General features: G+C 65.4%; 17 protein-coding genes. 2 read left to right on the top strand and 15 right to left on the bottom strand.

Annotated elements, in window-relative coordinates:
* Positions 1–2,415 (top strand): DUF2339 domain-containing protein (locus H8A92_RS20325; RefSeq protein ID WP_229197406.1); only part of this gene is annotated, 2,415 nt, incomplete at its 5' end.
* Between the two features lie 29 nt (positions 2,416–2,444).
* Here H8A92_RS20325 and H8A92_RS20320 read toward each other — a convergent pair.
* The 7 genes from H8A92_RS20320 to H8A92_RS20290 form a co-directional block, all read right to left on the bottom strand.
* Positions 2,445–2,678, bottom strand: coding sequence for a DUF6894 family protein (locus H8A92_RS20320; protein ID WP_163161152.1), 234 nt, complete (start codon positions 2,676–2,678; stop codon positions 2,445–2,447).
* 236 nt (positions 2,679–2,914) lie between these two features.
* On the bottom strand, positions 2,915–3,493 hold the full coding sequence (locus H8A92_RS20315) for a hypothetical protein (protein WP_163161150.1): 579 nt from the start codon (positions 3,491–3,493) through the stop codon (positions 2,915–2,917).
* 186 nt (positions 3,494–3,679) lie between these two features.
* On the bottom strand, positions 3,680–4,666 hold the full coding sequence (gene acuI / locus H8A92_RS20310; RefSeq protein WP_229197405.1) for an acrylyl-CoA reductase (NADPH): 987 nt from the start codon (positions 4,664–4,666) through the stop codon (positions 3,680–3,682).
* A 45-nt stretch (positions 4,667–4,711) separates the two neighbouring features.
* Positions 4,712–5,956, bottom strand: coding sequence for an MFS transporter (locus H8A92_RS20305; RefSeq protein ID WP_229197404.1), 1,245 nt, complete (start codon positions 5,954–5,956; stop codon positions 4,712–4,714).
* A gap of 297 nt (positions 5,957–6,253) precedes the next feature.
* Positions 6,254–7,735, bottom strand: coding sequence for a cell wall hydrolase (locus H8A92_RS20300; RefSeq protein ID WP_229197403.1), 1,482 nt, complete (start codon positions 7,733–7,735; stop codon positions 6,254–6,256).
* 422 nt (positions 7,736–8,157) lie between these two features.
* Positions 8,158–11,058, bottom strand: coding sequence for a pyruvate, phosphate dikinase (gene ppdK, locus H8A92_RS20295; protein ID WP_229197402.1), 2,901 nt, complete (start codon positions 11,056–11,058; stop codon positions 8,158–8,160).
* A gap of 91 nt (positions 11,059–11,149) precedes the next feature.
* Entirely contained in the window at positions 11,150–11,305 is a 156-nt protein-coding gene (locus tag H8A92_RS20290; protein ID WP_021080009.1) for a DUF3096 domain-containing protein, read from the bottom strand.
* 233 nt (positions 11,306–11,538) lie between these two features.
* On the opposite strand from H8A92_RS20290, the gene H8A92_RS20285 reads away from it, so the two are divergent.
* A complete protein-coding gene (locus tag H8A92_RS20285) occupies positions 11,539–11,898 on the top strand; it encodes a DUF1236 domain-containing protein (protein WP_163162424.1) in 360 nt (119 codons plus the stop codon).
* Positions 11,899–12,042: 144 nt separating this feature from the next.
* Here H8A92_RS20285 and H8A92_RS20280 read toward each other — a convergent pair whose 3' ends face one another.
* From H8A92_RS20280 to H8A92_RS20245, 8 genes are all read right to left on the bottom strand, one after another.
* Positions 12,043–13,143 carry a hypothetical protein gene (locus H8A92_RS20280; RefSeq protein ID WP_229197401.1) on the bottom strand — a complete coding sequence of 367 codons (1,101 nt, stop codon included), beginning with the start codon at positions 13,141–13,143 and terminating at the stop codon, positions 12,043–12,045.
* Between the two features lie 117 nt (positions 13,144–13,260).
* Positions 13,261–13,854 (bottom strand): class I SAM-dependent methyltransferase, encoded by a 594-nt coding sequence (locus H8A92_RS20275; protein WP_229197400.1) that lies wholly within the window; start codon positions 13,852–13,854, stop codon positions 13,261–13,263.
* 3 nt (positions 13,855–13,857) lie between these two features.
* Positions 13,858–15,954, bottom strand: a complete 2,097-nt coding sequence (gene glyS, locus H8A92_RS20270; protein WP_229197399.1) for a glycine--tRNA ligase subunit beta — start codon at positions 15,952–15,954, stop codon at positions 13,858–13,860.
* Positions 15,954–16,889 carry a glycine--tRNA ligase subunit alpha gene (locus H8A92_RS20265; RefSeq protein WP_229197398.1) on the bottom strand — a complete coding sequence of 312 codons (936 nt, stop codon included), beginning with the start codon at positions 16,887–16,889 and terminating at the stop codon, positions 15,954–15,956. Before H8A92_RS20265 ends, glyS begins: the two co-directional genes overlap by 1 nt.
* Before the next feature lie 164 nt (positions 16,890–17,053).
* A complete protein-coding gene (locus tag H8A92_RS20260) occupies positions 17,054–17,245 on the bottom strand; it encodes a hypothetical protein (protein WP_050403245.1) in 192 nt (63 codons plus the stop codon).
* A 116-nt stretch (positions 17,246–17,361) separates the two neighbouring features.
* On the bottom strand, positions 17,362–18,285 hold the full coding sequence (locus H8A92_RS20255) for a S49 family peptidase (RefSeq protein ID WP_229197397.1): 924 nt from the start codon (positions 18,283–18,285) through the stop codon (positions 17,362–17,364).
* A 243-nt stretch (positions 18,286–18,528) separates the two neighbouring features.
* Positions 18,529–19,356 carry a tRNA1(Val) (adenine(37)-N6)-methyltransferase gene (locus H8A92_RS20250; protein WP_229197396.1) on the bottom strand — a complete coding sequence of 276 codons (828 nt, stop codon included), beginning with the start codon at positions 19,354–19,356 and terminating at the stop codon, positions 18,529–18,531.
* On the bottom strand, positions 19,349–19,576 hold the full coding sequence (locus tag H8A92_RS20245; protein ID WP_163160479.1) for a putative signal transducing protein: 228 nt from the start codon (positions 19,574–19,576) through the stop codon (positions 19,349–19,351). The genes H8A92_RS20250 and H8A92_RS20245 overlap by 8 nt, the downstream gene beginning before the upstream one ends.
* Between the last annotated feature and the right edge of the window lie 38 nt (positions 19,577–19,614).

The following is a 19,614-nucleotide window of genomic DNA, read 5'->3' as shown; positions in this document are numbered from 1 at the left end:
CCGCCACCGCTGCCGGAGCCGCCGGCCCCGCCGCAGCCGGCCCCCGGTTTCGAGGAAACGCTCGGCACCCGCTGGGTGGTGTGGATCGGCGGCCTGACGCTCGCGCTCGGCGGCTTCTTCATGGTGCGCTATTCGATCGAGGCCGGGCTGCTCGGCCCCGGCGTGCGCACGATGCTCGGCGGATTGTTCGCGCTGGCGCTGCTCGGCGCCGGTGAATGGACGCGGCGCCAGGAGAGCATCTCCAGCATCGAAGCGCTGCCGATCGCCAACATTCCGGCGATCCTCACCGCGGCCGGCACCGCAGTCGCGTTCGCAACCGTCTACGCCGCCTACGCGCTGTACGACTTCCTCGCGCCGGCAACCGCCTTCATTCTGCTCGGCATGGTCGCGCTCGGCACGCTTGCGGCGGCGCTGCTGCACGGGCCTGCGCTGGCCGGGCTCGGCATCGTCGGCGCCTTCGTCACGCCGATCCTGGTTTCCTCGGACAAGCCCGACTTCTGGTCGCTCTATGTCTATCTTGCGATCGTCACGGCGGCATCGTTCGGCCTCGCGCGCATCCGGCTGTGGCGCTGGCTTGCAGTCACGACCATCGTCTTCGCGCTGCTATGGACCTTCCCCTGCCTGCAATGCGGCCCGGAGATGATCGCGCCGCATGTCTTCCACGTCATCGCAGGCTTCGTGCTGGCGGCGCTGCTCGTGGTCTGCGGCTTCATGTTCGGCCCCGACGGTGATGGCGAAGAGATCGAGCCGATCTCCTCCGGCTCTGTCGCGGCCTATCTGTTCGGCGCGATGCTGATCGTGCTCAACAGCGCTCATGCCGACACCGCGATGATCGGCTTTGCGCTGCTGACCGCCGCCAGCCTTGTCGTCGCCTGGCGCGCGCCGGCCGCTGTCGGTGCGATCGGCGCGGCGTCGATCTTCGTCTTCATCGTGTTCGGCGAATGGGCCGTCCGCCGCAACGTCGACATGCTGGTGCTGCCGGGCGGCGCGATCCCGGGCATCGGCCCGTCCGCGACCGATGGCTCGGTCTCGTTGCATCTCGTCACCGCGGCACTGTTCGCGGCCGCCTTCGGCATCGCAGGTTTCCTCGCACAATTCCGTTTTGCCACGACGAAGATCACGGTGACCTGGGCTGCGGCCGCCGTGTTCACGCCGATCGCGCTGCTGGTCGCGCTCTATGCGCGCATCGCGCATCTCGATCGTTCGATCCCGTTCGCGGTCCTCGCCGTGCTGCTCGCCGCAGCCTACGCCGCCGCGACCGAAGCGCTGACCCGCCGCGGCGAGCGGCCGGCGCTGTCGCCCTCGATCGCGCTGTCGGCCACCGGCGCCCTCGCCTCGCTGGCGCTGGCGCTGACCTTCGCGCTCGACAAGGGCTGGCTCACCATCGCGCTGGCGCTGGTGTCGATGGGCACGGCGTGGCTGTCGGTGCAGCGGCCGATCCCGTTCCTGCGCTGGCTCGCTGCGATCCTGGCCGGCATCGTGGTGCTGCGCATCGGCTACGAGCCGCGGATCGCGGGCGATGCCGTCGGCACCACGCCGATCTTCAATTGGCTGCTGTGGGGCTATGGCGTTCCGGCGCTGTCATTCTGGGTGGGAGGGCATTTCCTGCGCCGCAACGGCGACGACGTGCCGCTGCGCATGGTCGAATCCGCCGCGATCCTGTTCACGGTGCTGCTCGCCTTCATGGAGATCCGCCATGCAGTCAATGGCGGCAACGTCTATTACGATAGTGCAGGATTGACCGAGGTCGCGCTGCAGGTGGGCGTGACGCTCGCGATGGCGATCGGACTGGAGCGGCTGCTGCTGCGCAGCGGCAGCATCGTGCACAATGTCGGCGCGGTCCTGCTCACCGCGTTCGCCGGGCTTGCCAGCCTGTTCGGGCTGCTCGGACTGGAGAATCCGATGCTGTGGTGGCAGGACGTCGGCGGCAGCTTCTTCAACCTGCTGCTGCTCGGCTATGCACTGCCGACCGTGCTGGCGCTGCTATTGTCCTACGCGGTAGCGGGCCATCGTCCGGCGGCATATGCCAACACGATCGCAGCCGGCGCGTTGGTGCTCGCGCTCGCTTATGTCACGTTCGAAATCCGCAGGCTCTATCACGGACCGGTGCTGACGCGCGGCGAGACCACGGGCGCGGAGCAATACACCTATTCGATCGCCTGGCTGATGTTCGGCGTCGCGCTGCTCGGCGTCGGCATCGTCGTCAACTCGCAGCGGGCGCGGCTTGCATCCGCTGCGGTGATCGGCCTGACGATCCTGAAGGCGTTCCTGGTCGACATGTCGACACTGACCGGTGTTTACCGGGCGCTGTCGTTCATGTGCCTCGGCATCGTGCTGGTCGCGATCGGTTGGCTGTATCAGCGGATCCTGTTCCGCAGGCGCGCTACTCCGACCGCGCCACAGGCTGAGGCTTAGCGCGTGTTGTTGTCCTGCAAGCGAGAGCCTCAGTCGACCGATTCAGCGACCAGGCGAATCCTGAACACCGGCTTCCTGCCCTCGTCGAGCAGCTCCATGTGCCATTCGCTGTCCTGCTTCATGTTGCGCGAAATGCTGCCAAGGAAATTACCGCAGACCTTGGTCATCTCGGCCCACGCCACGTCACGGCTCTCAAACTCCGTCGCGTGGTCGGACGCACCAGCGTAATCGCCATCACTGATACGAAAAAAATATTGCGCCATATGACTACTCAAATCGGTGTCCCCACCATCCCGCCTCTCGGCGAACGATAGGCTATTGAGTAGCTATCAACGTGTGGCGACCGCCATCCGTATGACTACGGCTCGGCAGCTATTCCCGCTAGCACGCAGATGAGACGTTAGAGCGTTTTCGAGCGAAGCGGATACCGGTTCGCGTGAAGAAACGCGTCAAAACATGAATCTAGAGCCCGTTCCGATTCAATCGGAACGGATTGGCTCTAGTCGGTGGAGCGGCGCAATTCCGGGGCGCTCTCGACCTTGGCGGGCTCGGCCTTGACCGGCTCGAGCTTCGCGCTTCCGACCTGCGGCGTCTCAACGCGCGAGACTTCGGTCTGCGAGGCATCCGCGGAACGGGTGCGCGGGTGCAGCGAGCGCGGACGCGCCACTGCGCGCGCCATCAGCATCTGCTGGCCGCCCTGGTGGCGAAACTCGCAATAGGCGAAGCCCATGCCGGAGACCGAGCCGCGGAACGAGCGCTCGTCCTGCTTGTCGAGGTTGAAGCACGGCTCGAACGGAATGCCTTTCAGCGAAGCGCAAACGCTCTGGCCACGGATTTGCAGCGTATTGCCCGGCAGGCGCACATGGCGGATCGGGCCGGAGCCGGAGAACTGGATCGAGCCCGCGGCGCCCATGTCGTCGAGGATGCGGCCGGCACCGCGGGTGCCATCGAAACAGGTGAAAGCGAACACCTTGCCGGCAACGAACTTGCGGGCCTCATCGGCGTTCATCATGCCTGCGAATGCCGGCACGACCATTGCTCCGGCCGTGACGGCCCCCAACACCAAACGCGCAAGCATGAGCTACTCCACTTACGAGCGCGGGCACCCGCTCCTTGTTGAGCATGATCCCCGCACCGACGTTTCTCGACGTCTGCGCGAGGAAACCCGGCCCCCCGGGATCACGCTGCAAGCCTCTTTACCCGCTGCTTACCATACCAACCGTGGCAACATTGGAGCAGCTTGGTTGGTAAAGTCTGAACGTCCTCAGACTATTTTTACCACGATGCGGCCGCGGACCTCGCCGCCAAGGATTTTCGCGCCATAGGGCATGACCTCGTCCAAGGCGATTTCGTGAGTGATATCAGCCAGTTTCGCCTTGTCCAGATCGCTGGCGAGGCGGGCCCAGGCGGTCCGCCTGAGCTCGATCGGGCACATCACTGAATCGATACCGAGAAGGCACACACCCCGCAAAATGAAGGGCGCGACCGACGAGGGCAGGTCCATGCCGGCTGCCAGACCGCAGGCCGCGATCGCGCCGCCGTATTTGGTCATCGAAAGCAGATTGGCGAGCGCGGTCGATCCGACGCTGTCGACGCCGCCGGCCCAGCGCTCCTTCGCAAGCGCCTTCGGGGCACCCGACAGCTCGGCGCGGTCGATCACCTCGCTGGCGCCGAGCCCCTTGAGATAATCGGTCTCCGACGTCCGCCCGGTCGACGCGATGACGTGGTAGCCGAGCTTCGACAGCACGGCGATCGCAACCGAGCCGACGCCGCCGGCGGCGCCCGTGACCACCACCGGGCCGCTCTTCGCGGTGAGACCATGCTTCTCCAGCGCCAGCACCGAGAGCATCGCGGTGTAGCCGGCGGTGCCGACCGCCATCGCGTCGCGGGCCGAGATGCCGTCAGGCAGCCGCACCAGCCAGTCGCCCTTGACGCGGGCCTTCTCCGCATAGGCGCCGAGATGGGTCTCACCCATGCCCCAGCCGTTGCAGACGACCTTGTCGCCCGCCTTCCAGTCCGGATGGCTGGACTGCTCGACCGTGCCGGCGAAATCGATGCCGGCGATCATCGGGAAGCGGCGCACCACCGGCGCCTTGCCGGTCAATGCGAGACCGTCCTTGTAGTTCAGCGTCGACCACTCGACGCGGACGGTGACGTCGCCGTCCATCAGCTCGGCTTCGTCGAACTGGGTGAGCGCGGCGGTGGTACCCTTGTCCGCCTTGTCGATCCTGATTGCCTTGAACGTTGCCACGATGTGCACTCCCCGTAATCTTGGTTTCGGGGAGTTTTTATCTCATCAGGCAGGCTGCGCAACCGGGCGCGCGACCGGCGCTTCGACGATCGGCAGGTTGATCAGCGCCGACAGCAAGCCGAACAGCACCGACAGCCACCAGATCGGGGTGTAGGAACCGTATTGCTCGAACACGATGCCGCCGAGCCAGACGCCGAGGAAGCCACCGACCTGATGGCTGACAAAGGCGAAGCCATAGAGGGTCGAGAACCAGCGGGTGCCGAACATCAGCGCGACCAGCGCCGAGGTCGGCGGGACGCTCGACAGCCACAGCAGCCCCGAGACCGCGCCGAACGCAATCGCCGAGAACGGCGTGACCGGGAACGTGATGAAGGCAACCGTCGCCAGCGCGCGCGAGAAGTAGATCACCGAAAGCAGATAGCGCTTCGGAAAATAGTTCTGCAGCCAGCCGACGCTGAGCGAGCCCACGATGTTGAACAGGCCGATCGCTGCAACCACCCAACCGCCGGTGGTCGCCGGAATGCCGCGGTCGGCCAGATAGGCCGGCAGATGGATGGTGATGAAGGCGAGCTGGAAGCCGCAGGTGAAGAAGCCGAGCACCAGCAGGACGTAGGAGCGGTGACCGAAGGCCTCCGCCAGCGCGGTCTTGAACGATTGCTGATCGGCCGGCGCGGCATCCTTGGTCTCCGTCGGCGGCGTTGCCAGCGCGAGCGAGAGCGGCAGGATCAACAGCATCAGCGCGCTGAACACGACGAGCGCGGTCTGCCAGCCGAAATTGTCGATCAGGGCGACGCCGAACGGCGCAAACAGGAACTGGCCGAACGAGCCGGCGGCGGTGCCGGCGCCAAGCGCGATGCCGCGCTTCTCGGGCGGCAGCAGCTTGCTGAAGGCCGCCAGCACGAGATTGAACGACGAGCCCGACAGGCCGAAGCCGATCAGCACGCCGGCGCTGATGTCGAGCGACAATGAGGTGGTGGAGTATCGCATCAGCAGCAGGCCGGCGGCGTACAGCAACGCGCCGACGATCATCACGCGCAGCAAGCCGAAGCGGTCGGCAATGGCGCCTGCGATCGGCTGGCCGAGACCCCACAACAGGTTTTGCAGCGCGATGGCAAGACCAAACACGTCGCGGCCCCAGGCAAATTCGCGACCCATCGGCTGCACGAAGAAGCCGAGGCTGGAACGCGGGCCGAAACTCAGCAGCGCGATCGCGCAGCCGCAGACGATGATCACGAGCGGCGTACGCCAGTTGCCCGACTTCGGTCGAAGATCCCCGGTGGTAACGGCCATGCTGTCTTCCCCCGCGACTGGCGGGGGAACCGCCCCGCGAAACGTTACGGGGAGTTAATGCAGTTGCATGAAAATCCCAAGAGGGGCAGGACAAAAACAGGGGAAAAATATTCGCTTGCAGGGCTGCCCTGCAGATTATGCGACTGTCGTTCCGGGGCACCAGCGAAGTCGGCTGTTGCCGACTTGGCCATTATGTCTGCCGAACTCGAGTGAAACCCGAGTTCACGCGAACCGCAGATGCGCGATCGCGCATCTGAGGTCTGGGCCCGCGGGCCATCCCGGAATGACGTGCAAACACTACCGCTTGGCACTGGCCTGCTCAGCCGAGCTCTGGGCGGCCTCGGCGAGCTGGGCCGAGATCTTGGCGGTCTCGGCCGGGTTGCCCCAGCTCGGCGCGTCGCTGCCGTCGCCCCAGGCGCGCGGGCGATAGAAGGTGTGGACGCCGAACTTGTAGGTCTTCTTCATCTCGCTGACCCAGGACGGCCGCACCCAATAGGCATGGTAGTGCGTCGAGCGGTCGACTTCCGGCAGCCACAATTTGCCGTCGAGGATTGCCTTCGAGATCTTCCTGGCGCGGTCCCACATGTCGGGCTCGCGCACGACGTCAGGGATGTTGTCGCAGGCGAAGGTGAACTGACAGGCGTAGTGGCGGTTCTTGTTCTGGTAGACCACGCCGCACACCGTCTCGGGATATTTGCCGGAGAAGGCGCGGTTCAGCACCACCTGGGCGACCGCGATCTGGCCGCGCACTGCTTCGCCGCGCGCTTCGAAATAAACCGCCTCCGCGAGGCACTTCTCCGACTTGGCGCGCGACTTGTCGTCGAACAGGCCGAGCCGTTCCGCCGGCGTCTTGGTGTGCTGGTCGTCGGCGTTGACCTCACCCTTCGGCGCGATGCTCTCGCCCATCTCCCCGGCCTTGACCGGGCCGTCGGCATCGACCGGCAATGACGTCATGACTTTCATGTCGGGATCGGGCTGAGCGGCCGGCGTCACGACGACCGGCGCCTCGCCGGGCTGCCAGCGCTCCAGATTCTCGGGCGCGCCGAGCGACGAGCCGAAGAACAGGCTCGCCGTCTTGAACGCAAACGGGTCGCGCTCGCGTGCGGCTTCCGCCGGCGCGGAAGCAGCGGGCTTCGCCGGCGCGGGCTTCAGATCGTCGAGCGGGTTGGCCTCGAGCGACATCGACACGTCGTATTGCTGCGCCGTCGGCTTCGCATATTGCGGCAAGGGCGGCGCGCGCAGCGCTTCCTGCAATTCGGGATCGAGCGGCGCGTTGTCGGCCGGCGCAGTCGCGGTCTTCATGCCCTTGACCGACGAATTCGATGTCGCGGGATCCTCGTTCGCCGGAGCCGTGCTTGCGGGCTCTGCCGGGTCAACCTGGCCCGGCCGCCTGACGACGAGACGATCGCCCTTCAGGGTGCGATCGACCTTGGGGAAATCCGATGCCGCATAGCGCGGCGGTGGCACGGCGATCGGATTGCGCGTCACGGCGCCGGTGATGTCGGTGCTCGAATTGTCGAGCCGTGCGAGCAGGATTTGCGGATCTTGCGGCGCGGAGGTTCCGATCGGACGGCCGAAGCTGTAGGTCGCAACCTGGATCGAGCCGACCGCGGAGGCGAAGACGCGCTTCTGCCAGCGCTCGGCGACGCCGGGCTGCCGGGCCAGGAGCGAGGCAATATCCTGATATCCGAGCTCGGTCGGCATCAAAGCGAAGATGCCAAGACCGAGACCGAAGAGCGCGAGACGTGCGCCCTTCGGCTGGTTACGCGACACAAACATCGTACGCTCACGCAACGCTTACTGAGTGCAATCGAACGCGGTACATCCGCGCAATTCGACCTTTCTCGTTGCTAACTTGTTTAGGTTGCCGCGGAGTTAATCAGCGTTGCACGCGCGCTACACTCAAGCGGTCGCGTGCGTACCGCGTGTCGTATCACTCGCGTTGGTAAATGTGCGGCGCATGAAAGTCGTAAACGACACGTCAACAAAGATGGTGAACAAAGTGTTGAAGACGCGTGGACGGCCAACATAGCCGTCATTGCGAGGAGCGAAGCGACGACGCAATCCATGTACCGCAATCGGCACGATGGATTGCTTCGCTTCGCTTCGCTCGCAATGACGCTATTTGCTGACTGCCTCGACAAAACAAGAATGGCCGGGACTTGGTCCCGGCCATTGCACTCTCTGAACTGCGTGATCGCTTACGCCTGGTTGGCGATCTCCTTGCCGAGCGCGGCCTGCGCTGCGGCAAGGCGCGCGATCGGCACGCGATAGGGCGAGCACGAGACGTAGTCGAGCCCGACCTCATGGCAGAACGCGACCGATGCGGGATCGCCGCCGTGCTCGCCGCAGATGCCGACCTTGAGGCTCGGCCGCGTCTTGCGGCCGCGGGTGACGCCGATCCTCACGAGCTCACCGACGCCGTCGCGATCGACCGAGATGAACGGATCGATCTCGAGGATGCCCTTGGCGACATAGGTGCCGAGGAAGCTTGCGGCGTCGTCGCGGCTGATGCCGTAGGTGGTCTGCGTCAGGTCGTTGGTGCCGAACGAGAAGAACTCCGCAGTCTCCGCCACCTCGCCGGCCATCAGGCAGGCGCGCGGCAGCTCGATCATGGTGCCGACCTGGTAGGTCAGCTTGGCGCCGGTTTCCTTCATCACCGCGCCTGCGGTCGCATCGATCCGCGCCTTGACCAGATCGAACTCGGCCTTGGTCGCGATCAGCGGCACCATCACCTCGAGACCGACCGCCTTGCCGGTGCGCTTGCCCGCTTCGACGGCGGCCTCGAAGATCGCGCGCGCCTGCATCTCGGCGATCTCCGGATAGGCGATCGCGAGACGGCAGCCGCGGAAGCCGAGCATCGGGTTGAACTCGGACAGTTCACGGGCGCGATCGGCTAGCTTGCGCGGGTCGGTGTTCATGGCGCGCGCCACTTCCTCGATCTCGGCCTGAGTGTGCGGCAGGAACTCGTGCAGCGGCGGATCGAGCAGGCGGATCGTGACGGGCAGGCCCTTCATGATCTCGAACAGCTCGACGAAGTCGGCGCGCTGCATCGGCAGCAGCTTCGACAGCGCAGCACGGCGCGACTGCTCGTCCTCGGAGAGGATCATCTCGCGCACGGTGCGGATCCGGGTCTCCTCGAAGAACATGTGCTCGGTGCGGCAGAGACCGATGCCTTCGGCGCCGAACTTCACCGCGGTGCGCGCATCATCGGGCGTATCGCCATTGACGCGGACGCCGAGCTTGCGGACCTCGTCGGCCCAGCCCATCAGCGTGCCGAACTCGCCGGACAGCTCCGGCTCGATCATCGGCATGCGACCGCCGAGCACCTGGCCGACCGAGCCGTCGATGGTGATGACGTCGCCGGTCTTGAAGGTGCGCGAGCCGATGCTCATGGTGCCGCGGCCGTAGTCGACACGAATGGTGCCGCAGCCGGAGACGCAGGGCTTGCCCATGCCGCGCGCGACCACCGCCGCGTGCGAGGTCATGCCGCCGCGGGTGGTCAGGATGCCCTGGGCGGCGTGCATGCCGTGGATGTCTTCCGGGCTGGTCTCGATGCGGACCAGGATGACCTTGCGGCCGTCGGCCTGGAGCTTGGCCGCTTCGTCCGACGAGAACACGATCTCGCCGGAGGCGGCACCGGGCGACGCCGGCAGGCCGGTCGCGATCACGTCGCGCTTGGCCGCGGGATCGATGGTCGGGTGCAGCAGCTGATCCAGCGAAGCCGGATCGATCCGCGTCACCGCGTCCTTGCGCGAGATCAGGCCTTCATTGGCGAGTTCGACCGCGATGCGCAGCGCCGCCTTCGCGGTGCGCTTGCCGCCGCGGGTCTGCAGCATCCAGAGCTTGCCCTGCTCGACCGTGAACTCCATGTCCTGCATGTCGCGGTAGTGCTTCTCGAGCAGCGTGTAGATCCGCGTCAGCTCCTTGAACGCGGCCGGCATCGCGGCTTCCATCGACAGCTTGTCGGAGCCGCTCTCCTGGCGCGCCTCTTCGGTGATGTCCTGCGGCGTGCGGATGCCGGCGACGACGTCCTCGCCCTGCGCGTTGATCAGGAACTCGCCGTAAAGCTTGCTCTCGCCGGTCGAGGGATTACGGGTGAAGGCAACGCCGGTCGCCGACGTCTCGCCCATGTTGCCGAACACCATCGCCTGCACGTTGACGGCGGTGCCCCAGGATTCCGGAATGTCGTGCAGCTTGCGGTAGGTCACCGCGCGCGTATTCATCCAGGATGAGAACACCGCGCCGATCGCGCCCCACAGCTGGTCATGCGGATCCTGCGGGAAGTCGTGACCGGTCTCCTTGGCGACCGCTTCCTTGTACTTGCCGACCAGTTCGACCCAGTCGTCGCCGGTGAGATCGGTGTCGAGCGAGTAGCCCTGGCCGTCCTTGAAGGTGTCGAGGATGTCCTCGAAGTGATGATGCTCGAAGCCGAGCACCACGTCGGAATACATCGTGATGAAGCGGCGATAGCTGTCATAGGCGAAGCGGCGGTCGCCGGATAGTTCGGCGAGCGCTTCGACCGTGCGGTCGTTGAGGCCGAGATTGAGCACGGTGTCCATCATGCCAGGCATCGAGGCGCGCGCGCCGGAGCGCACCGAGACCAGCAGCGGGTTCTTGGCGTCGCCGAAAGTCTTGCCGGTCAGCTTGCCGACATAGTCGAGCGCCTTCTCAACCTGGGCTTTCAGTTCCTTCGGATACGTCTTGTCGTGTTCGTAGAAGTAGGTGCAGACCGAGGTCGGGATCGTGAAACCGGGAGGCACCGGCAGGCCGAGATTGGCCATTTCCGCAAGGTTGGCGCCCTTGCCGCCGAGCAGATCGCGCAGGGTCGCCTGGCCCTCGGCCTTGCCGTCGCCGAACGTATAGACCCACTTGCCGGCCTTGATCGCGACCGGGGCCGCCTTCTTCGCAACGGCCTTCACCGGCGCCTTGCTGGCGGGCTTTGTGGCCGGTTTGGCAGTCGATTTGGCGGCTTGTTTCGGCGCCGGCTTCGGGGCGCTCTTCTTCAGCGCCTTGCGGGCCTGCGGTACCGCCTTGCGGGCCGCTGCGGAGGACTTTGATTTCGCTGCAGTTTTCTTGGACTTCGCGACGGCTTTGGCCATGTCAGACAACAATCCGGAAGGAGGGGTCGAAGATGCGCGCCTTACACCATTTTGGGGGGTTCCGCGCAAGCCGCGAAACCCCGCTTTCCCGCTACAGGTGCAGCCAGCGCAGCAGGCCCATTCCCACGAGCCCGACGAAGATCAGGTAGATCGCGACGATGTAGTTGAGGAGCCGCGGCATGATCAGGATCAGGACGCCTGCAGCCAGCGCCACGATGGCAGGCAGATGCCCAGCGGTGATGGTCATTGAAGTTTTCTCCGGCAGTTTTTGGAGGAGCGAATCGAGCGGCAGTTTATCCGCTGCGGGGGTTCCCACATCAAGACGTCTGCACGGCCTGAGAGTTCCCGCAACTCACGAAAATTGCTCCAAATTGCCGCGTATGTGGCGGTGGTTTTTCGGAACATCGCCGCAGCCGATGCATTGGCTCGCCGTGCGCATCGGCGAAGGCCGGCGCGCGCGTGAAAAGAATGGAGCGAGCCATGCGAAACAGAATACTTGCCGTTGCAGCGGTTGCTGCTGCGATCACGGTGCCGGCTGTTGCCGCACAGGCCCAGACCGTTGGCGTTGTCCGCGGTGGCCCGCCGGTTGCAGTCGAGGATGACGAAGGCATTGCAGTCGAGCAGCGCCCGGCATTCCGCGAATACATCGTGCGCGAGCGCGTTCCGAACTACACCGTTCCGGATCGCGTCGTGGTCGGCACCATCCTGCCGGACGCCGGCGTGACCACATACGACGTGCCGCAACGGTTCGGCGCGACGCCGTATCGTTACACCGTCGTGAATGGCGAAACCGTTCTGGTCGAGCCGCGTTCGCGACGGATCGTTCAGGTGGTCGACTAGAGCAAATTCAGCGCGACAGCCTGAACGAACAGTCCGGGCGCCGTGCAAGCGGATGTGCGCGAAGATCGACCGGACCAGAAAGCCCCGCCCGGCCTCCCCACCGGGCGGGGCTTTTCTGTCGATCAATCGGAATGTCGCTCGAACTTAAGATTTCAGGATCGAGAGCAGCGTCGAGGTCGACTTGTAGCTCTTGATCGCGGCGTCCTGGAAATCCTGCGTCCAGTTGGCCGCCTGGCGCTCCTCCGCACTCATCGAGGAATATTGCTTGAGGATGCCGAGTGAGAACTGGCGCGGATCGCCGGCGGACTGGCTCTGCTTCAGCGCGTCGAGCACGGCAAGGCGCGTCCGCGTGTTGAGCGCCTGCTTGGCCGCGAAGATCTCCTCGCCTGAAAACTTCTTGTCCTGGTTCAGCGAGATCGCCGACAGCGAGCGGTTGTCGAGCGAGGACAGGTCGGCGAGCTGCCCGGTCTTGCGCCTGACATCGTAGACCAGTTCCTTGCCGCTCTTCGCCGCGTCGCTCTTCTGTCGATCGAGGAAGGCGCGCACGTCGCTTGCCACGCTAGAGAAGTCACGCGTGTTCCCCGTCGTGGGAGTCGTGGTTCCCGCCAGTGCTGCTGCAATCGGGTCGCCCGCGATTCCCGTCGGCGCCTCGTTCGGATCCTGCTGCGTCGCCTGAACACCGTTGAGCACCGCGGCGCGCTGGTTGGCCCAGGTCGCGGTGGCCTTCTCCTCGTCGCTGGCGCCGTCGAGATAGTCGAGCGCCGCCTTGTAGCTGACGCTGTAGTCGCCGGTCAGGCGCGTGGTCGCAAGCGACGGCGCCAAGGCCTTGTCGAAGCGCTGCTTCAGTTCGGTGGCCGCAACCGCCTGCTCGTCCGGCGTGAACTTGCCGCCATTGTGGGTCGAGATCGCAAACAGCGAGCGGCGGTCCAGGGTCGAGAGATCGATCGCGGTCTTGCCGTCGACGATCGGCTTCTTCACCCCCGCGGCTGTGTAGAGCCGGTCGAGCGTTGTGCGCGCGTCATTGGTGACGGTCGCGAAATCCGGCAGCGGCGCCTTGGCTAGCTGCGCGCGGGCGGCGTCCGACAGCGTGAGGTTGGTGGCCGTGTTCGGCGTTGAGGACGCCGAAAGATCGCCTGCCGTGCCATCGCCCGACAAGGTCGCCGCCAGCGAGGGCGTCGCCGCGGCCCGCGCATAGGCCGAGCCATATTGGGCGTAGGGATTGGGCGTGGTGCCGATCGAGGTCATCGGGGAGGTCCCTGCATTGGCGCGAGGGGCGATTTCTTAAGAAATCGTTGATCCGGCGGGACCTTCGCAGGGCATGGTTAACAAATCGCAAATTGTGTCTGAATATTTCCGAACGTATCAGTCGCGCTGCCGGGCCACGATGCGGTGGATGACCTTGCCGGACGAGGCGCTGACGACTTCCGCGTCGAGCAGCAATTCGGCGCTCGCCAGTTCGGCCCGCACCAGTGCCGCATCGAACGCGGCATAGAGCCGGCCGTGCGCATCGCGTGCATCGTCACCCGCGGTGACGCGCCAGCTCAAATAGAACACGCCGCCCGGCTTCACGAGCTCGAACATGCGGCGGACCGACGGCGCGATCAGCGTGGGGTCGAGATGCATGATCACGGTCTCGCACAGCAAATTGTCGAAGCTGCCGGAGGCGATGCCGCGGAGATCAGGCAGTTCGGCGCGCGTAAAGCGCAGCTTCGGGTAGCGAGAGCGAGCCTCCGCGAGCAGGCCCTCGGAGGCGTCAAAGCCTTCGGCCGGAAAGCCGTTGGTGCTCAGCCAGGCGACCTCGCGGCCGCTGCCGCAGCCGATGTCGGCGGTCACACCGCCCTTGATGAAGAATTGCCCGACGATCTCCTGCAGATCGCGAGGGGCCGGCTGTTCGTGCCAGTCCTGCGCGAACGCCGCCGCTTCCTTGTCGTAAGCGGCGAGCGTTGCGCGGTCCATCGATCAGCCTTCGATCCGGGAGAAATCGGCCACCGCACGCGTCGCGGCGCGGATCTCGTTGAGCAGCTTCAGGCGGTTCTCGCGCACCTTCGGATCGTCGTCGTTGACCTTGACCTTGTCGAAGAACGCATCGACCGCGGGACGCAGCTTGGCCATCGCGGTCATCGCGGCGGCGAAGTCTTCCTTGGCGACGGCAGCGGAGGCATCGGTCTTCACCTGATCGATCGCCGCAGCCAGCGCCTTCTCTTCGTCGAGCTTGTAGAGCGCGGCATCGGGCGCACCGTCGAAGGTGCGCTTGTCTCTCTTCTCCTCGATGCTGAGGATGTTGCTGGCGCGCTTGGTTCCCGCGAGCAGGTTCTTGCCGTCGTCGCTGTCGAGGAATTTGCCGAGCGCCTCGACGCGACGGACGACGAGGAGCAGATCGTCCTGGCCGCCGAGCGAGAACACGGCGTCGACGAGATCGTGACGCGCACCCTGCTCGCGGAGCTGGACCTTCAGGCGGTCGGCGAAGAAGGCGAGCAGATCGTTCGGCAGTGTTTCGGCATCAGCCTTGACCGACAACCCGAGCAACGCGGATTTCGCCGCCTTCAGGATCGGTAGACGCAGCGTGTTCTCGACGATAAGCCTGATCGCACCCAGCGCCGCGCGACGCAGCGCATACGGATCCTTCGATCCTGTCGGCTTCTCGTCGATAGCCCAGAAGCCCGATAGCGTGTCGAGCTTGTCAGCCAGCGCGACTGCGACGCTGACCGGATCGGTCGGCACGCGATCGGTCGGTCCTTGCGGCTTCCAGTGCTCCTCGCTCGCGGCGGCGACGGAGGTGTCTTCGCCCTGCGCCAGCGCGTAGTACTTGCCCATCAGGCCCTGAAGTTCCGGGAACTCGCCGACCACTTCGGTCAGCAAGTCCGCCTTGGCGAGGCGCGCGGCGCGCTTGGTCTTCTCGACATCGGCACCGACCAGCGGCGCAATCTCGGCGGCCAAGCGCTCGATCCGCTTGATCCGCTCCGCCTGGGTGCCGAGCTTCTCGTGGAACACGATCTGCTCGAACTTCGGCAGCCGGTCCTCGAGCCTCGTCTTGAGGTCGGTCTCGTAGAAGAATTTCGCGTCGCTCAGCCGCGGACGGATCACGCGCTCGTTGCCAGCGACGATGGTCTTGCCGCCGTCGGGCGCCTCGATGTTGGCGGTCAGCACGAACTTGTTGGTCAGCTTGCCCGTCTTGGGATCCCTGACCACGAAGCACTTCTGGTTGTTGCGGATGGTGGCGCGGATCACTTCATCCGGGATGACCAAAAATTCCTTCTCGAACGATCCCATCATCACGACCGGCCATTCGACGAGGCCGGAGACCTCGTCGACCAGCACCTGGTCCTCGACCAGCTCGAGGCCCTGCGCGAACGCCAGCTCCTTGGCGTCCTCGACGATGATGTCCTTGCGCGCCTGCGGATCGAGGATCACTTTCGCGGCCTTCAGCTTGGCCTCGTAATCCTCGAAGCGGCGCACCGAAATCGCACCCGGCGCCATGAAGCGATGGCCGTAGGTGGTCTGCCCGGCCTCGATGCCGTCGACCGAGAATTTCACGACATCGGGCTCCTCGGTCTCGAGACCAAAGGTCGCAACGATCGAATGCAGCGGCCGGACCCAGGTGAGCGAGCCCGACTTGGCCGAGCGCGCGCCCCAGCGCATCGATTTCGGCCAGGGGAAGGTGCGGATGATGACCGGCAGGATTTCGGCGATGACGTCGATCGCCGCTCGGCCCGGCTTTTCGATCAGCGCGATGTAGAAGTCGCCCTTCGCATCCTTCTGGATCTTCGCTTCATCCAGCGAGTTGAGACCCGTCGCTTTCAGAAAGCCCTGCACCGCCGCATCCGGGGCGCCGATCTTCGGGCCGCGACGTTCGGTCTTCAGGTCTGGCTGCCGCGCGGGAATGCCGTGCACGGTGAGCGCGAGGCGGCGCGGGGTCGCGAACGCCTTGGCGCCCTCATAGACGAGGCCTTCGGCGACGAGCTTGTCGGTCACCATACGACGCAGATCGTCCGCCGCCTTGGCCTGCATGCGCGCGGGAATTTCTTCGGAGAACAGTTCGAGGAGAAGATCGGGCATCAGACCGCCCTGCCCGTTTCAGTGTGGATCCATGCCTCGCCGCAGGCCTTCGCCAGATCGCGCACGCGGCCGATATAGCTCTGCCGCTCGGTCACCGAGATGACGCCGCGGGCGTCGAGCAGATTGAACACGTGGCTCGCCTTGATGCACTGGTCGTAGGCCGGCAGGGCCATCAGATGTTCCTTACTGTTGCCACCCTCGCGCCAGCCGGCGGCGAGATATTTGCGGCAGGCCTCTTCCGCCATCCTGAACTGCTCGAACAGCATCGCGGTGTCGGCAACTTCGAAATTGTGCCGCGAATATTCCTGCTCGGCCTGCAGGAAGACGTCGCCATAGGTGACCTTCTCGGCGCCCTCGCGGCCGTTGAAATTGAGGTCGTAGACACGGTCGACGCCCTGCACATACATCGCGAGCCGCTCGAGCCCGTAGGTGAGCTCGCCCGAAACCGGCGCGCATTCGACGCCGGCGACCTGCTGGAAGTAGGTGAACTGGCTGACTTCCATGCCGTCGCACCAGCATTCCCAGCCCAGGCCCCAGGCGCCGAGCGTCGGGCTCTCCCAGTCGTCCTCGACGAAGCGGATGTCGTGGACGGCGGAATCGATGCCGATCGCGGCCAGCGACTTCAGGTACAGCTCCTGAAGGTTCGGCGGCGACGGCTTCATGATCACCTGGAACTGGTAATAGTGCTGGAGCCGGTTGGGATTTTCGCCGTAGCGGCCGTCCTTCGGCCGCCGCGACGGCTGCACATAGGCCGCGTTCCAGGGCTTGGGCCCGAGCGCACGCAGCGTGGTCGCGGGATGGAAGGTGCCGGCGCCCATTTCCATGTCGTAGGGCTGCAGGATGACGCAACCCTGCTCGGCCCAGAACCGCTGGAGAGCCAGGATGAAGCCCTGGAACGAACGTTCCGGGCGCATGTGGTCAGGCAGGGCGTCCATCGTCAGAATCGGTCTCGCGAGGGGGTTTTGAAGCGCGCGGGACCGTATCGGCGGCGGCCAATGGAATCAAGGCGATGGGGAGGTTTCGTGCGCTCTCTCTCACCTCCCCCGCAGGCGGGAGAGGAAGCACAATCCCTGCGCGGCAAATTGAGAAGATCCTAGCGCTAGCCCGGGCGGTAGGCCCCGGTCACGGGGTCGCGGCGCAGGGTCTTGATTTCGCTCGCACGCGTGGTCTCGGCCACGCGAGACAATCGCGCCTCTTCCAGTTCCTGGTTGATCCGGACGGCCGTCTTGTATGCCCAGCGGACCACGGCCAGGCCACCCAGGACGCCTGCGAATGCAATCAGCGGCGGCATCGGTCGATCCTTGTCGTTCACGTCTGTCAGGCCCCCAATGACAGCCATTCTCGCGCAACCGGCCCTGCGCCGCAATCGCCCTTTTGGGGCTAAATGGCGCGCTCAAATCCCCGTGTTCAGAGCCCGAATCTGGCCCAAATCGCCCGGGTTTCCACCGCCGAGATCAGATGGTCCGGGAGGGCGCCGATTCCATCCAGCGCCGCCATGGATCCCGCCCCCGGCGCCCGCCGGCCGAGCAGGCCGGACAGCATGCCGCTCGCGGGCGCGATCACCGGGGTCAGCACCTTCTCGCCATAGCGGGCCCGCAGGGTCGAGCGGAGGTCGCCGATGGCATCGGCGAGCCCGAGGCCGATCGCGGTCTCGCCCGCCCAGTATTCGCCGGTGAACAATTCGTCGTCAGGCCCCTTCAGGCGGCTGCCGCGGCTCTGCTTCACCAGGTTGATGAAGATCGCATGGATCTCGCGCTGGATCGTCTTCAGCCGCGCGACATCGTCGGGGTTTTCGGGCAGGAACGGATCGAGCATCGCCTTGTGGCTGCCCGCCGTATAGAGCCGCCGCTCGACCCCGATCTTCTTGATCGCCTCCTGGAAACCGAAGCTGCCGCCGACCACGCCGATCGAACCCAGGATCGAGGACGGGTCGCAATAAATCTCGTCGCCCGCGCAGGCGATCATGTAGCCGCCGGAGGCCGCGACGTCCTCGACGAACACCAGCACCGGCAGCTTCTTCTCGGCCGCCAGTTGCCGGATGCGCAGATAGATCTGGCGCGACTGCACCGGCGAGCCGCCCGGCGAATTGATCACCAGCGCCACCGCCTTGGCATTCCTTGTGCCAAAGGCGCGCTCCAGCATCTTGGCGACACCCGAGAGCGTCAAGCCGGGCCGCAGCGGCGTCACCGCACCGATCACGCCCGACAGCCGCACCACCGGCACGACGGCCGCGCCACGCCGGAAACGTGCCGGCAACATTCCCTGCACGCGCTCGAGCAGTCCCGAACGTCCTCCGGAATCTCCGTGGCGATCACTTATTTGTTCACTCATGCCGTTACCTCGAATTAACCACTTTTTATCACGCCACTGTCATTGGTTTCCGTGGAACGCGTTTTGCATTTTGTCATTGGGGATGCAATTCGCGGCGGAGAGGGACTCATGAAGATCTATCTGCTGATCTTGCTGATCGGTACGCTCCTGACGGCGATCCGGTTCACATCGACGCCGGAACGCCAGTCGGAAACGGCTTCGCAGTGATTTAGTGCCAGTCCCGAGGCGGGCAGACACTGCCCGTTAGCGCCGCGCCAGCGGCAATTCTCCCCTTCCAGCCAATATCTCCTGCACCCATTTATTGGGCACACCTGACTCTTCCTTGAGCAACAGCGCGGCATGCAGCCGTGTCGGCGCCCGGCCGCCCTTGGTGGCCCGCACCAGGATTCGGATCGCCGGCGACGTCGCCTCGCCGTGAACCGGCAGGATCTCGAGGCTGCCGAAGCCGCGGTCCAGCGCGGCCAGCACGTCGGCAATCTCGTCGGCCCGCCAGACCATCGCTAGCTGCCCGTTCGACTTGAGAATCCGCCGCGCGGCATGAACCCAGGCGGCAAGCGTGGTCGCGGTCGCGACATGGGCACGCTCCCGCATGCCGTCCGGCGAGGCGCGGTGCCGGGTGGAATCGTTGAACGGCGGGTTCATCAGCACGACGTCGGCGCTGTCGGGTCCAAGGCCGGCGTCATCGAAAGCGGCGGCGCCGGCCTCGACATCGAGGATGACCACCTCGGCCTTGATCGCATTGGCAGCGGCGTTATTCCGCGCAAGCTCGGCCAAGCCAGGATCGATCTCGACCAGAACGAGGTCGATCCCGCTGACCCGCCGCGCCACCGCAAGCCCCGCCGCGCCGACACCGGAGCCGAGATCGACGACGCGCTCACCTGATCGCGCCGGCGTCGCCGCGGCCAGCAGGATCGCGTCATGGCCGGCACGGTGGCCGCTGCGGGGCTGCCGCAGCCGCAATTGCCCACCGAGGAATCCGTCCTCGGTGATCTCAGCGGCCGGAGACTCCTTTTCTGACGCGTTTTCTTCACGCGAACCGGAGCCCACTTCGCTTGAAAACGCCCTACTCATCGGCCCGCAATTCGTGGCCGAGGCCGGCATCGGTCAGGAGCTGGCGGGCTTCATGGTTGTCGTCCTCATGCACCAGGATCCGCCGCGGCAGCACGCCGAGCGAGCCCTCGATGATGCTCATGTTCTGGTCCAGCACCAAATGATGGATGTTAGCGCTGTCGAGCAGCGCGCCGACGGCCGAGACCAGCACCATGTCGTTGGTCCGTACCAATTCCCGCAAAATCCACTCTCCTGTCGTCCCGGCAGTGCGGCACTTGC

The organism is Bradyrhizobium acaciae, assembly GCF_020889785.1.
Lineage (GTDB): Bacteria > Pseudomonadota > Alphaproteobacteria > Rhizobiales > Xanthobacteraceae > Bradyrhizobium > Bradyrhizobium acaciae.
This window is presented reverse-complemented; position numbering and strand designations above follow the sequence as displayed.

Coding starts and splice junctions, on each gene's coding strand:
- H8A92_RS20285 (WP_163162424.1), top strand. CDS start 11,539: ATGCGAAACAGAATACTTGCCGTTGCAGCGGTTGCTGCTGCGATCACG.
- ppdK (WP_229197402.1), bottom strand. CDS start 11,058: ATGGCCAAAGCCGTCGCGAAGTCCAAGAAAACTGCAGCGAAATCAAAG.
- H8A92_RS20280 (WP_229197401.1), bottom strand. CDS start 13,143: ATGACCTCGATCGGCACCACGCCCAATCCCTACGCCCAATATGGCTCG.
- H8A92_RS20305 (WP_229197404.1), bottom strand. CDS start 5,956: ATGGCCGTTACCACCGGGGATCTTCGACCGAAGTCGGGCAACTGGCGT.
- glyS (WP_229197399.1), bottom strand. CDS start 15,954: ATGCCCGATCTTCTCCTCGAACTGTTCTCCGAAGAAATTCCCGCGCGC.
- H8A92_RS20315 (WP_163161150.1), bottom strand. CDS start 3,493: ATGCTTGCGCGTTTGGTGTTGGGGGCCGTCACGGCCGGAGCAATGGTC.
- H8A92_RS20275 (WP_229197400.1), bottom strand. CDS start 13,854: ATGGACCGCGCAACGCTCGCCGCTTACGACAAGGAAGCGGCGGCGTTC.
- H8A92_RS20320 (WP_163161152.1), bottom strand. CDS start 2,678: ATGGCGCAATATTTTTTTCGTATCAGTGATGGCGATTACGCTGGTGCG.
- H8A92_RS20265 (WP_229197398.1), bottom strand. CDS start 16,889: ATGGACGCCCTGCCTGACCACATGCGCCCGGAACGTTCGTTCCAGGGC.
- H8A92_RS20250 (WP_229197396.1), bottom strand. CDS start 19,356: ATGAGTAGGGCGTTTTCAAGCGAAGTGGGCTCCGGTTCGCGTGAAGAA.
- H8A92_RS20300 (WP_229197403.1), bottom strand. CDS start 7,735: ATGTTTGTGTCGCGTAACCAGCCGAAGGGCGCACGTCTCGCGCTCTTC.
- H8A92_RS20260 (WP_050403245.1), bottom strand. CDS start 17,245: ATGCCGCCGCTGATTGCATTCGCAGGCGTCCTGGGTGGCCTGGCCGTG.
- H8A92_RS20255 (WP_229197397.1), bottom strand. CDS start 18,285: ATGAGTGAACAAATAAGTGATCGCCACGGAGATTCCGGAGGACGTTCG.
- H8A92_RS20290 (WP_021080009.1), bottom strand. CDS start 11,305: ATGACCATCACCGCTGGGCATCTGCCTGCCATCGTGGCGCTGGCTGCA.